This is a genomic window from Caballeronia sp. GAFFF1 (assembly GCF_023630705.1).
In the GTDB taxonomy this organism is placed as follows: Bacteria; Pseudomonadota; Gammaproteobacteria; order Burkholderiales; family Burkholderiaceae; genus Caballeronia.
On the sequence record NZ_JALQEM010000037.1, the window covers coordinates 137,555 to 149,883 of the forward strand.

Here is a 12,329-nt window from a genome sequence, read left to right on the forward strand (position 1 = left end):
GCTACGTATTACGTGCGAAAAGGCTCGTGTTAGATTACATCAACAGGCCATCTGCCTGTTCTCGAGCGAAAACTGGCTGACAAATCGGACGATCTCCCTAGTTGCATCAGGTCCACGATGGTCGGTATAGCTGCCATCAGCATGACCGCCCGACCAAGCATGACCAAGACCGTGCACGAGCCATCGCTCAGCAAGCAGCGATCCGTCTTCGTCGCGCCAGACGTCCCGAGTGTAGCCATGGCGGCCCGGTTCGTGCTCAGCCCGCGTCGTTGTGCACACCCGTGAGTCGGTCGCTTGGCTGTTCAACAGCTGGCTCATCTCGATGACCTGCTCGCTGTTGAACGGGTGCACGGTGTCATCGGCGTCACCGTGGAACGCGATCAACGGCACAGTGCGCATCGGAGCCACGCCCTCTTTTTGTTTTGGCAAGCAAATCGTGCCTCGGCCGTCGTTCATCGCGCATAGAGCCGAGATGTGCTCGTTGGCGACACCGAACGCCAAGCCTGAATGGATAGCGGCAGCCGTGTATAGGTCCGGGTGAGTTACGGCCAGATTGATTGCCATGGCGCCGCCCGCGGACAGCCCGGCCACATACACCCGAGCACGATCGACGTTGAACCGGACGATAAGCTCATTCGTCAGGGCGGCAAGCGCCGCGGTTTCCCCAGTGTCGCGCGCCTGATTTGACGGTATGAACCAGTTCCAGCAACGCAGCAGATTGGCGCTTTCCGGTTGCTCCGGATACACAACAATGAATCCGCTGTCTTCTGCGGCCTCGTTCATCCGTGTTCCCGCCGCGAAGTCATCGGGGTGTTGCTGCGCGCCGTGAAGCATCAGCATCATCGGTAACGGCCGACCGTCGTAGCTACTTGGAACGTAGACCTTCGCGCGGTGATCGCACCCACTGCGCTTAACGGTGTGAGTCAACCACTGCGCCCCCCTGATCGCCGGCCGCGCCCGTTCTTCAGCCAATGAGGCAGGCGAAGCGGCGGGAGTTTGTGCGCATACCGCCGGAGTCAAATAGTCACCGCCCGGCACGCCGGGTTCGCTCACCCGTTCTGGCGTACCGTCGGCGCGTGCCAGCGGCGAATCTTCCGCTGCGCGGTCGAGGGCCGCATTGTCGCGACAAGAGACGAAGTCCCCGGATAGGAAAGCGCCTGGCATGGCATACGACCAGAACGTGTTATGCGCCAGGAAAAGCGGGGCAAAGAAATTCATTGACGTCTCCCAACTGCGATCGACTGCGCATCCAGCGTGATGTGCAGGTGAAGACGAAGCAAACGGCAACGCCTAAGCTCAGCAGACGAGACCGAGCAACCCCTACGCAAGCGGTGAGCCCGTCCCTTTGGCCCCAATTTATGGCATCAGCAACCCAGCTACCAATCCCATCCTTGGCTGGGGTTTCAAGCAGAGATCCAGGTCCGCTGCCGGGACACAGCCTCGACCCGGTTGTCTCATCGTGGCAGGCCACCCTTATCAAACATCGTTTTCGGCGCGGAGGCGGTCCCCGCGGAGCACGGCACGGGATTCATCGATCCATTTCGCCTTCAATCGAGTCGACGAGCGGAGGCATATAATGAGTCCCCGTGCACGCTCGAGGAAAGTTGATGGATTCGGCAGCGAGACAAACGACGCACCCTGGTCTTCGAGGCTTCGCGCACTTGCTTGAAGAAATGCGAAACCACCTACCGAGGCGGCCCTCGCCTGAGCCGCGCGGCCGCATGAATCCGCCGCCGGTCTCAGCGGTGAACGCGGGCGAAGCAATGAAGATAAGTAGGCTAACGCCGAGCGTCTAGACGAAGGACAGGTCGCGAGCGCGACGTTGCGCAGGACCGCCGCCTTCAGCTTAATTGGCAGACTTTAGTTGGTCTCAGACGCCGCATCGCCGCGAGGCGTCGTGGACTTTTCAACCGTGCAGTTCTCGTAATGGTCGGGAAAAACCTGGCCTATCAGGCCGTCGTATTCGGTTGGCTGTGCGTTCACAATCGCTTGGAGCATTTTGATGAACGCGTTGCCGTCTTCCAGATTCTCGACGATCACTCTTGCCGTGCGCAGAGAGATCGTCTCTGCGAGCGGACAAGCTTTGCCGTCGTCCAGTAGGAACTTGAATCGGTGAATCTCCACCGATGCATCCGTAGGTGCCGATTCGTGAGCGATTATAGTGGCCTTCATCTTGGTCGTCCGATTGTCACTTTTGGGCTCACTGCAAACGGCGTACCTCGATGGCTAACGCGTATTGACCGAGGCATTGATGAATGACCCCGACTACAACGCACGGGCGGCAGTGATGCGCGATCACCGTTGACCCCTCCAGCGCTCGATGCCTCGCTTCAAGGTCGGAACCGGCCCACCTTCGCAACACGATCGTTCCGCCCCCTCCCTCACGAAGGGACGTTGGATGTCAAACGTCTGGCCGAACCTGGCCACTCCATCGCGCCGTGAACGCAGGTCACGATTCATGATGTGGTGCAAAGAACGGTGCTTCTCAGACACTGCTCAGTTTCGCCAAGTTTTCCTCGCAGTCTGGCCAGTATCGCAGCGGGTTGCGATGGTCTGGATAGCGCAGGTCGAGCCACGCAGCAAGCGTGGCCCAATCTGGATGGTCGGTTCCCGATCGTGCCGACCAGGCCGAGGATCGCTCGAGAATCTGACCAGTCGCGCGATCGCGAACAAGCACACTGTTGAGTCCGTTCGTGGTGTTTGCCTGTGACTCGATGACATAGCGCGGCAGGACCCTGAGCTCCGCATCCTTGGCCCAACCGAATAGGGCCCGGACGTTACCTGATGGATCTCGCAATTCGATGGGGCCGTTTGTTGGACGCGTGGCTTTCCACCCTTCACGAAATTCCGCGACAACCTCATCTTTGCCTTCTCTCACCCATTTCACACCTAACGCGCGTGACATCGCTTTGCGCAGGCGAGGCGCCGACTCATAGCCCGGCGGCAACTCAACCGACACCGGTAGCGTGATCAGGTTGTCTTTCCAGAGCGCGGCTTCGTCGTCGACGCGCTGCACGACGTCGGACACGTTTTGCCCGAACGGATTCTCGGGCCGGCTCGACGCCCTCGTCTTCTCTGCGGGGAGTCCTTCGAAAAGACGCTCAGCGTCCTGCCGCGTCAGCTTTGTTTTTCCTTTATTCATCATCTCTTTGGGTCAAGGTTGCATCTGCCTGAATCGGGACACGTCCCGACTGCGCGACCTGCTCGCTCGACGTCGAATGAATCGCAGTGCTCAGAGCTCGCTCTGTCTGCCGGGTAATCCTCTTCGTCGCCAAGCCGGATAAACAAGCGCCGCGCGAAGTAGCCAACAGTCAGAGCGCAGGGCAGGTCTAACTGGAATCTGTCGACAAACCCGAGCGGGTGCAACTGGTGGTCAGGGGCGGTGGAAGGTGACCATGAACCGCGCGACCTGGGTGGCCGTTCAACCGTGTATCTGGTGCATCGCGTTGAGATCCGGAAATCGGCCTGCCTTTAGTATCCGCTCCAGCCGCGCCTTCGCAACTTCGATTTGATGAAGCGGCGTCGACGCGAGCTGCGTGTCGTGCGCGCAGAGGACCGCCTCGATCGCCTCGCACTGATCGTCGGCAATTCCCCACGCGCCAGACGTGTCCGATGGAATGCACGCCCTGAGAGTCGTTTCGGCCTTGAGAAAAGTGGCCATCGGCGGATCGAGCCGGTCTTTCTTGCAAACAAAAAACGTCAAGTACAGCGTCTTGATAAGCTCGCTCGCCAGATCAGCGTTGCCGCGCCCGTTACGCATCGCGACCAGGGCGAGGTGATTCTTCAGGGAAAATACGCGTGCCGTGGCCGGTGCAATTGGCAACAGCTGCGTCCGGGTCAGCGGCGAACGGCGCATCGTCTTCGGGTTCTTCAGCTTGTTCGACATGTTGGCGACCGTCAACGAACGATCCCGCCCAGGGATCAGGTTGCCGGCAGTCAAAAAATTGGAGGATCGGCGCAGGAGCGAGGAGCAAGCACCTATGCTGCAGTCTACGCGTTTTTCAGACAAGGCTCTGTGCGCCCAAGGACGTTAGCAAACGAGTGGCTCGAACGCGCCTATACCGATGTTCTCGGCCGGCAAGCGCAATGATGTCAGGGCTGGCATTGCGGCGGTCCGCATCTTGCGCGCGACGGCGCGCACGCCAAACCGATGTCGGAACGCATGAGCCGAGATGTAGGCAAGCTGCACCGTATCCTCTGGGCTGAAGTCGGCGAGTGCCGCCGTCTGGACGCTCAGCCGCTGCCTAGCCATCTGAAATCCGCCCCGAGGCGCCAACCATGTAAGGCATCTCATTCAAAGCGTGACGTGCGCAAGCGTTGTGTGCGTTGGCTGGCCGCGCAGCCGGCGATCAACTTGATGCGTGATGGGCTGCACGGGTCCGAACTCATCTAAGGCGACGCGGCGACCTTTCAGGTCCTGAAGGAGCCGGGGGGACATCAGAATGGAAGAGTTAGCGTTGGCGCAGGCCAAGGCTCGGGACCACCCCGGTGCTTGCCCTCATCCTCCCGTAGGCGCGGTGCACCGTACGGGCAGAAATGCGACGCTACTCGCTTTATTCACCGCTCGACCTTGGCCAGAACGTCGAGCAGCGCGTTGATCTCAACGGGTTTCAGGAAGTGGTGATCGAAGCCGACGGCTTGCGCGCGCAGCCGGTCCTCTAATTGACCGTAGCCAGTCACGGCAATCAACACCGGTCGCACCGCTTCGCGAGAACGAAGACGCGTGGCTAGCTCGTAGCCGTCCATGTCGGGAAGTCCAATGTCCAATATGGCGACGTCAGGCCTGAAGCTCTCGGCGAGCTCCAATGCAGTCACGGGATCGTAAGCAACTGCGGTCGCATACTTTTCGTCCTCGCACACAATCGCAAGCGAATCCGCGGCATCGCGGTTGTCGTCGACGATGAGAATCCGCAGGTGGACAGCAGCATGCGGTAAAGGCGAATGCTCTCGATTGACTACCGTGTTTTGCACGTCGTTCTTGATCCTCGGCAGCCGCACTTGAACGCTCGTTCCGCGCGTCTCGCCTCGGTTTGCAATCTCAATCGTTCCCTGTTGCATTAGCACCAGCCGCTTGACCAATGCCAGACCGACTCCCAGACCGCCTTGGGACCGGTCGAGCGTACGTTCGCCTTGCGAGAATAGATCGAAGATATGCGGGATGAGGTCCGGCGCTATGCCCGGGCCGTCATCGTTGATCTCGATGCGCACTTCGCGTGCGCTGGCTGCGACGATCAGTGCAATATGGCCACCCTCCTGCGTGTACTTGATCGAGTTGTTTAAGATATTTACCAGCACCTGCGCCATTCGCGTCGTGTCCGCGCACACCCAGATCGTTTCAGAAGGCACTTCAACGGTGATCGTCTGCCGGCGCGCGGTCACAGTAGCAGCTACTGACTCGACGGCGGAGTACACGACGGTGCCAATGAGAAGTGGTTCCGGCTTCAACGTGATCCGACCTTGCGTGATCCGCGATACTTCAAGCAGATCGTCAACCAGGTGTGAGAGCTGTTTGACCTGCCGTTCCATCATCGCCGTTAGATCGATCGTACGGCGAGCTTTATCACGGCGGCTTGCCAACTCGATGGCTGTGCGAAGCGGGGCAAGCGGATTGCGCAATTCATGTGCAAGCATCGCCAGGAACTCGTTCTTTCGGCGATCGGCATCCCGTAGGTCAAGTTCCATGCGCTTGCGGTCGCTTACATCGTAGACCCCTGCGATGACGCGCTCGGGCTTGCCCGTTTCGTCGCGCTGAATCATCGCTCTGCCGCTCATCCAACGCTGCGTGCCTTGCCATACCGCTCGCACGTCGATTCCACAGCAATCGTGTGAGCCATCGATCATTCCGCGCAGCGATTGCTCAAGCGGCTTTCTGTCTTCTGCGTGAATCGTCGACATGAAGACGTCGTATGGGAGTAGTTGCCGTTCCGTCGGCTGCTCCCAATTCCTGACATCCGCAGCGCGCTCTATGGACACCTGATAGTTGCCCAGGTCTAAGCTGAGGATGGTCACGTCTGCAGCATTCATCGCCAGCAGCAGTCTGACGCTTCTTTCCTGGATCTGGCGTTGCGCCTCACGTTACTCTGTAATGTCGGTGGTGACGCCAAACCATTCCTCGAAGCGTCCCGCCGGGTCGTGAAGCGGGACCGCATCAACGTGCATGTCACGCCATGCGCCATCCTTGCGACGTAATCGGAACGTTGCTACGTTCGCCCTTTGACTCTGTAGCGTAGCCGTCCAAATGCGGCTGACCACTTCGACGTCGGAATGGTGAACAAAGCTTAGCCAGCCATGCCCGGCGATCTCGTCGTTTGGCACGCCGAGAAAATCGGACCAGCTGTCGTCGAGCGGTTGCATGCGACCGAACGCATCCGCGTGCCAGACCAGTGCACCCGATGCACGAGCGAGCTCCCGATAGCTGTGTTCGCTGCGAGCGAGCCTCTCTGCAGAACGAGCTTCGCTATTTATCAGAGAGACCACACCGATTGCAGTGACTCGGCCGGCCGTTGTGGTCGCTATCCCTTTCAAGCGAAGGCTTGTTGACTGATCAAGGGCTTCGGCACGAGGCACGACGCCGTCGAACGAGCCGTCCTTCATAAGCGATGTAAGTAGTGCGCCGCGGGCATCGAGCTCCACCTTGTCCAGCACTGTTCGCAAGGGAAGACGCGGCGAGCCCGAACCCACGCCGAAGATGGTGCAAGCTTCGGGTGTCAGCAACGCGATGTCATCGGCGAGATTCCAGTACCATGCGCCAGTGCGTTCCGCCGCGTTCAGCGGAGAATTCAACTTCTCGGATCCGCCGATTTCCCTTTCCACAAGGCCTCCTAACGTTGCCCTGCGTGCCGGGGTACCGCATGCTTGAGTTCGTTGGTCTGTGCAAGTTTATCGGCGAACCGCCCTTGCTGAACAGGATGTATTTGAGCGCGGGGAAGTTCAAGAAGGTCCAGCCGGTGGGTCAGACCAAGCGCACGCTGCAGCCTCCACAGCGGTGCGCTGGCGCAAGCCTAGCAAAGCGCGAAGCACTGTTTTCCGACGGCATACAGAAAGGGGGCAGAACGAAGTTGTCGCCGATGCATCTTGCCTTGTTCCCGCTGAACGCGCATAAGAGCGATCGGCGGTGAAGGCAGTTCACGGGGTTTTACACGCGCATGGGGTTTCCAGTTGCCGGCATCTCACGTCCGACAGGCCGAAGACGCGGTCGCGGCACGCCCGGGCTTAGGTCATGTCACTTAGCGGGACGGTCGTCAGACGATTCGCTTCGCATAGACGGATTCAATGACGGGACCCGCCCCCAAGTCGCCGTCGCGATCAGTGTTGAGGAAGCCGACGGTGGCGTCGGCGGGGGCATGACGATTGCGTAACAAGAATAAAGGAAATGGCACAACATGATGAAAGACTCCTCCTTCCCGCCCGGTCTGTGGACGACGCGTCAGTTTGGTCCTGTCGATCCGCCCATCGCCGTCTTGATTGTTGACGACGACGAGATGTTGTTAGCCGCGCTCTCCGAGGCCTGCACTGCCTATGGCTTGCGAACCTTTACCGCGAATGACGGCGCGGCGGCTTTCCGTATGCCCGAAGCATGGTTGCTGCACGTTGTCATCCTTGACATCGAAATGGACGACTGCGACGGCTTTGCGGTCGCCGAGGCGATGCGCGGATCGACAAGGTTTGCGACCGTACCCATCATTGTCCACACCTCGCTGACTGAAACCGAACTCATTGAACGCGGCAAGGCGCTTGAGATCGACGGGTTCTATCGGAAAGGCGCTTCGTTGGCCGGGCTGTTCAAGATGATCGAGCATGTTGCGCCTTCAAGAACAACCTAGATATCCAAAGTTGGGAGCCCACGCTTAACTCACGTCTGATTGCGTTCTCCGCGCGCGCGAAGTCGCTGTAAGACGTGGTTCGGCCTGTGTCTCACGCGAGTGCCCAAGCGGGGTCGGCAGCTGCGATTCGCCGGTCGATCTCCGTTCGACGAGGACGAACTTGAAGCACTTCGGCATCTTCCGGTCCCTGAATAAAGCCCGATACCTGTTTGCCCGACATATTCGCATTAGCAGCGCCGGATGGGTTACTTCAGGATTTGGAGCAACTGACCATAATCCACTGGCTTGGCAAGGTGATGATGGAACCCTGCATCGCGTGCCGCCTGAATGTCGCGCTCCTGAGCCCATCCGGTAAGCGCGATGAGCAACATCCCGCTGCTACGCGGATCGAGGAGGATCTGGCGGGCAACATCGTAGCCCGACACGTCGGGCAATCCAATGTCCACAAGCAGCACGTCGGCTCGGAATCCGAACGCGAGACGCAGCGCGGCATGGCCGTCTGCGGCGGTATGTGTCTCGTAGTCATCAGCCTCGAGCAGCATCGCGAGGCTCAGGGCCGAATCTTCGCTGTCGTCGACAATAAGAATCCGGCGTCTGCTGCGCGGCGGTGATACAGCGGGCGCATCGCTGCTTTGAACGGTTGTTTGATCCGACGAAAGCAAGCGGTAGGCGCACGATGAATTCGCTGCCCTTGCCGACACCTGGGCTCGTGACCGTGACGGTGCCACCATGCTGCTCCGTCAACGCACGCACGAGCGATAGCCCAATGCCCAAGCCACCGCGGGACCGGGAATGGCCCTCGGGTAACTGGGAGAAAATATTAAACAGTGTGTTGAGGTGCTCTGGGGCAATGCCGATGCCCGTGTCGCGTACAGCCATGACCAGCTCATCGCCTTCACTACGCACACCCAGATCGATCGTGCCGCCGGGGGGCGTGTATTTGGCCGCGTTGTTCAAGAGGTTGAGCACAATCTGCGTCAGTCGCGTCGGGTCCGCGTTCACGAACAGCGGCGCGTCCGGTAGATTGACACGCAGGTGATGCGACTGCGTACGAACGAGATCCCTGACGCCTTCCACTGCAAGCTCGATGGCCGTTGCGAGACTCATGCGTTGCTTGCGAAGTTCGAGCTTGCCTTCTGCAATCCGGGAAACGTCGAGCATATCGTCCACTAGCCTGCCAAGCTGCGCCACCTGACGCTCGAGCACGCGCGTGGACCAGTTGAGTTGCTCGTCGGCAAACGCCTTCCTCGTCAGCAGCCGAGCCGCGGCCTGGATCGGCGCGAGCGGGTTACGGAGTTCGTGGGCGAGCGTGGCAAGAAATTCATCCTTGTGTCGGTCTGCGCGCTGCAACGCCTCCTCAGCGGCACTTCTCGCTTCAAGCGCTTCTTCGGCCTGCCGGCGAGCATGCAAAAGCTCGACCTCGTACTTATGACGATCGTTGACGACGATGCAGGCCAAGTCGTCTTGTTCGGCTTTACCGACCGTCCGTCGGACGGCGTTGATGAGCATCGGCACCTTGCGACCGTCGCGGCGCCGAATCTCCAGTTTGACCTCAGCGACCGAGCGTTGCATCTGGAGCAACGGAGCCCAATGCGTCTGGTGAAACACCTTGCCGCCAATGCTCAACAGGTCCTGGATGCGACGCTGGTTCAGAAGCTCGTCTGCCTGGTAACCCGTCCAGCGACAAAAGGTGGCGTTGACACGCACGATGGTGCCATCGGTTGTCGTGGAGACAAGTCCGCATGGGGCGTGCTCGTAGGCCTCGCTCATCGTAGAGAGGGGTTGATGAGTACCGTCCATCTCAAAGCGCCAGTTGTTTAAGGAAATCTTCAGTCGCGTCAATGCACGGACCCGGCGCACTCAGATGCGGACAATGTCCTACGTTTTCGACCATCGCGAGGCGGCTGCCCGGGATCACGTCGCGCATGAATTCACCGACCGACACGGGCGCGAGCAAATCGTCGTTCGACTGAATGATCAGCGTGGGCGTCGTCACCCGTGCAAGGTCGGCGCGGTGATCTGACAGGAAAGTCACGCGCGCGAAATGCTTAGCGATGCCCGGGTCGGTGCGGCAGAAACTGTTCGTCAATTCCTGGGCAAGCTCCGGCTGTTCCGGGGCGCCCATGACGGAGGGCGCCATTGTGCTCGACCAGCCGAGATAATTACTTTCGAGCGTGTCCAGCAACTCTTCGATGTCGCTGCGCTCGAACCCGCCGACATAGTTTCCGTCGTTGATAAAGGACGGCGATGGGCCGATCATCACGTTCGCGGCGAACTGCTCCGGCGACTTGATTGCCGCCAGCATACCGATCATGGTGCTGACCGAGTGACCGACGAAAATGACCGGGCCCGTGCTGAGCTGCTCAACGATCTCCAATACGTCGTCAGCATGGCCTTCCAGGGTGCTGTATTTCGCGCGGTCGTAGGCCGTGAGGTCCGAGTCGCCGCTACCGACGAGATCAAAAAGAATCGTGCGATATCGCTGGGCGAACGCCGGCGCAAAATGCCGCCACATGTTCTGATCGCATCCAAAGCCATGCGCGAACATCATGGTGGTCGTCCCTGTCCCGTCAACGTACACGTTGTGTCGCTTCAGAATGTCCACCCGCCCTCCGGAGAAGTTTGGCTCGCCGTTTTACCGGCAGTCTGTGTCCCCTGCATTATCGCCCCCCGCCCGACACCGAACCAACCTACGATCGGCTCGCTGGGTATGGGTTTCCGCGCGCGATGCTGCATTATCCTCAGTCTGTCGCCCTTTCGTTGCCGCCTTGGCCCTCGTCATCGGCGTAGTAACGCGCCCCAGCCTCCCGCATGTGGCGTCGCTCGGTACGCACATAGATCGCGGTCTCTGCAATGACGCGCGCGGTCGGGGCATTGTTCGGTGTCCGCTGCTGCGACCCTGACAGTGTTGCTTCCGGCGGATCTTGCCCTAGAACGTTCAGCCGCCGTATTTTGCGGTTTCCGGTCCTACGAGTGCGCAATCACGAAGTCGGCCGCCTGAGAAGTTCACAGCGGACGCTCCTCGCTCTCTGCGTGGATCAGCACGCCGCTTGCATTCGTGAACGTCATGGACGAAATTCCCAAACCCTGCGCGCCGGCTGATATGGACGTCGCGGGTCGGAGTGTGGCGCTCTCCGCTCAGCGAGCCGTGAGCGCGGCGCAAGCGTGTGCAGAGCCGTCTTGTGGCTTTCACGGAGAGGGACGGCGACCGAAATGAGCGTCAATGAGCTCGGTCACTCGCCACACGGAACAGGGTCGTCTAACATGCCCGTCAAAGCCGGCGTCTTTCAGTGCCCGGACTGAGTCCAAAGGCGAGACGTTGCTCATCGCAAGAACAAGCAACCCGGCACACTGATGGTCCGCACGGACGTCCCGAATGAACGAGTAGTGCGATGTGGCATCCAACCCGTATCGAGCAAGAGCGCGTGCGGCGCCCGACTTTGCAAGTAGCGGCGAAGGGCGCCGATCTCCGTGGCGTGGACGGCCAGGTATCCTTTTCTGGTTAGCAGTGGAGCCGACCATGGCCGAGGAAACGGAGCAAAGGGACCGTTGATCGACTGGCAAGCCATCAGTGCACAGGGTCGAGGCGCTACGGTTCGAGTTCGTGCCGAACCGCAAGGCATATTGTTCGTTTGGTTGACAGGCGTGGTGTACTCCGTGCCACGCTCGAGGAATTTATATGGATCACGACACAGGCGCGGACATCACCCTGCGCATCTACCGCATGCTCTCCGGCCAGTGGGCGGGCCGTCTGTTTCTCGGCGAGAAGGAGCTTAGCGGGATAGCGGCCTGCGCTAGCCCAGAGGCCGTAGAACAAGCCGCGCGGGAAACGGGCATGTACCCGGACCATATCGAGGTTTACTAGGCCGCTTCGATCCGCCCCTAAGGTTCACTGCGGTAGGGCCGTTGAACAGCCGTCTCTCCCGAACACGTACGTTGTAGACATGGTTCGGTTAATGCCGCTTTCCTACGGGCGGCCTTATTCGTTCTAGTCGCTAGACCCGCCCGCGTAACGTTGTTTAACCGCACCGCCGCAGTGCAATAGTGTAGTCGTACCATCTATTCACACCGTGTCTTCGATGGACGCCCTGCTGCGGCCCATCAAAGGGTGCGCCTGCTGCCCGCGCCCATAGCCGCGCCCACCTGCCAGCCTCGGCTTTCTCCATCGGCGTAGTGGCCACAATCAATCGATTTATCGCCTTGTCGAGATGGCGCAACGCGTAGGCTTGTTGCGGGTGTGGAACGCGTCTATGCATGAGCGCCTCTCGATCTGAGTTGCAGGGTTACCAAATCCTTCGAGTTGCTCCGAGGCGTTCCGTCAATGTTCCGCGCTGTCCCCGTCACGTTCCAGTTCGAACTGGGCAAGACACGGGAAAGTGAGCCAACGCTACGCTTGCCGCCCGATTCGCGCTACGCGCTCAAGTCAGCTACAGTGTCCAAATGGACAGTCATTCAGCGCAGCCCTTGGGAGCCATCAGGGAACAGATAGCCCGGCTAGAAGCGAAG

12 protein-coding genes are annotated in these 12,329 nt (G+C 59.9%); 3 read left to right on the forward strand and 9 right to left on the reverse strand.

From position 1 onward, the window contains the following. Positions 1 to 39 precede the first annotated feature (39 nt). The 6 genes from NCR37_RS22795 to NCR37_RS22820 form a co-directional block, all read right to left on the reverse strand. On the reverse strand, positions 40 to 1,218 hold the full coding sequence (locus NCR37_RS22795) for an extracellular catalytic domain type 1 short-chain-length polyhydroxyalkanoate depolymerase (protein WP_250475079.1): 1,179 nt from the start codon (positions 1,216 to 1,218) through the stop codon (positions 40 to 42). Between the two features lie 642 nt (positions 1,219 to 1,860). Then, entirely contained in the window at positions 1,861 to 2,172 is a 312-nt protein-coding gene (locus tag NCR37_RS22800; RefSeq protein ID WP_250475080.1) for a hypothetical protein, read from the reverse strand. 313 nt (positions 2,173 to 2,485) lie between these two features. Continuing rightward, on the reverse strand, positions 2,486 to 3,142 hold the full coding sequence (locus NCR37_RS22805; protein WP_250475194.1) for a hypothetical protein: 657 nt from the start codon (positions 3,140 to 3,142) through the stop codon (positions 2,486 to 2,488). A gap of 279 nt (positions 3,143 to 3,421) precedes the next feature. Continuing rightward, positions 3,422 to 3,886, reverse strand: coding sequence for a hypothetical protein (locus tag NCR37_RS22810; RefSeq protein WP_250475081.1), 465 nt, complete (start codon positions 3,884 to 3,886; stop codon positions 3,422 to 3,424). Between the two features lie 671 nt (positions 3,887 to 4,557). After that, positions 4,558 to 6,009: a hybrid sensor histidine kinase/response regulator gene (locus NCR37_RS22815; protein ID WP_250475082.1), complete on the reverse strand. Its 1,452-nt coding sequence runs from the start codon at positions 6,007 to 6,009 to the stop codon at positions 4,558 to 4,560. Positions 6,010 to 6,075: 66 nt separating this feature from the next. Continuing rightward, a complete protein-coding gene (locus NCR37_RS22820) occupies positions 6,076 to 6,813 on the reverse strand; it encodes a PAS domain-containing protein (protein WP_250475083.1) in 738 nt (245 codons plus the stop codon). 38 nt (positions 6,814 to 6,851) lie between these two features. Here NCR37_RS22820 and NCR37_RS22825 point away from each other — a divergent pair, with 38 nt between their 5' ends. Beyond that, positions 6,852 to 7,118: a hypothetical protein gene (locus NCR37_RS22825; protein WP_250475084.1), complete on the forward strand. Its 267-nt coding sequence runs from the start codon at positions 6,852 to 6,854 to the stop codon at positions 7,116 to 7,118. 264 nt (positions 7,119 to 7,382) lie between these two features. After that, entirely contained in the window at positions 7,383 to 7,823 is a 441-nt protein-coding gene (locus NCR37_RS22830; RefSeq protein WP_250475085.1) for a response regulator, read from the forward strand. Between the two features lie 245 nt (positions 7,824 to 8,068). On the opposite strand, the gene NCR37_RS22835 is transcribed toward NCR37_RS22830, so the two are convergent. Genes NCR37_RS22835 through NCR37_RS22845 form a run of 3 tightly spaced genes read right to left on the reverse strand, consistent with a single transcriptional unit; the run spans position 8,069 to position 10,428 of the window. After that, on the reverse strand, positions 8,069 to 8,365 hold the full coding sequence (locus NCR37_RS22835) for a response regulator (protein ID WP_250475086.1): 297 nt from the start codon (positions 8,363 to 8,365) through the stop codon (positions 8,069 to 8,071). Next, on the reverse strand, positions 8,349 to 9,665 hold the full coding sequence (locus NCR37_RS22840; RefSeq protein ID WP_250475087.1) for a PAS domain-containing sensor histidine kinase: 1,317 nt from the start codon (positions 9,663 to 9,665) through the stop codon (positions 8,349 to 8,351). Before NCR37_RS22840 ends, NCR37_RS22835 begins: the two co-directional genes overlap by 17 nt. Beyond that, positions 9,625 to 10,428, reverse strand: coding sequence for an alpha/beta fold hydrolase (locus tag NCR37_RS22845; protein ID WP_350029083.1), 804 nt, complete (start codon positions 10,426 to 10,428; stop codon positions 9,625 to 9,627). The genes NCR37_RS22840 and NCR37_RS22845 overlap by 41 nt, the downstream gene beginning before the upstream one ends. 1,074 nt (positions 10,429 to 11,502) lie before the next feature. Here NCR37_RS22845 and NCR37_RS22850 point away from each other — a divergent pair. After that, positions 11,503 to 11,688: a hypothetical protein gene (locus NCR37_RS22850; protein ID WP_250475088.1), complete on the forward strand. Its 186-nt coding sequence runs from the start codon at positions 11,503 to 11,505 to the stop codon at positions 11,686 to 11,688. Positions 11,689 to 12,329: the final 641 nt, after the last annotated feature.

What these genes read in the sequence shown, in the direction of transcription:
- NCR37_RS22795 (WP_250475079.1), bottom strand. Translation starts at nt 1,218, where the DNA reads ATGAATTTCTTTGCCCCGCTTTTCCTGGCGCATAACACGTTCTGGTCG.
- NCR37_RS22800 (WP_250475080.1), bottom strand. Translation starts at nt 2,172, where the DNA reads ATGAAGGCCACTATAATCGCTCACGAATCGGCACCTACGGATGCATCG.
- NCR37_RS22805 (WP_250475194.1), bottom strand. Translation starts at nt 3,142, where the DNA reads ATGAATAAAGGAAAAACAAAGCTGACGCGGCAGGACGCTGAGCGTCTT.
- NCR37_RS22810 (WP_250475081.1), bottom strand. Translation starts at nt 3,886, where the DNA reads ATGTCGAACAAGCTGAAGAACCCGAAGACGATGCGCCGTTCGCCGCTG.
- NCR37_RS22825 (WP_250475084.1), top strand. Translation starts at nt 6,852, where the DNA reads ATGCTTGAGTTCGTTGGTCTGTGCAAGTTTATCGGCGAACCGCCCTTG.
- NCR37_RS22830 (WP_250475085.1), top strand. Translation starts at nt 7,383, where the DNA reads ATGATGAAAGACTCCTCCTTCCCGCCCGGTCTGTGGACGACGCGTCAG.
- NCR37_RS22835 (WP_250475086.1), bottom strand. Translation starts at nt 8,365, where the DNA reads ATGCTGCTCGAGGCTGATGACTACGAGACACATACCGCCGCAGACGGC.
- NCR37_RS22850 (WP_250475088.1), top strand. Translation starts at nt 11,503, where the DNA reads ATGGATCACGACACAGGCGCGGACATCACCCTGCGCATCTACCGCATG.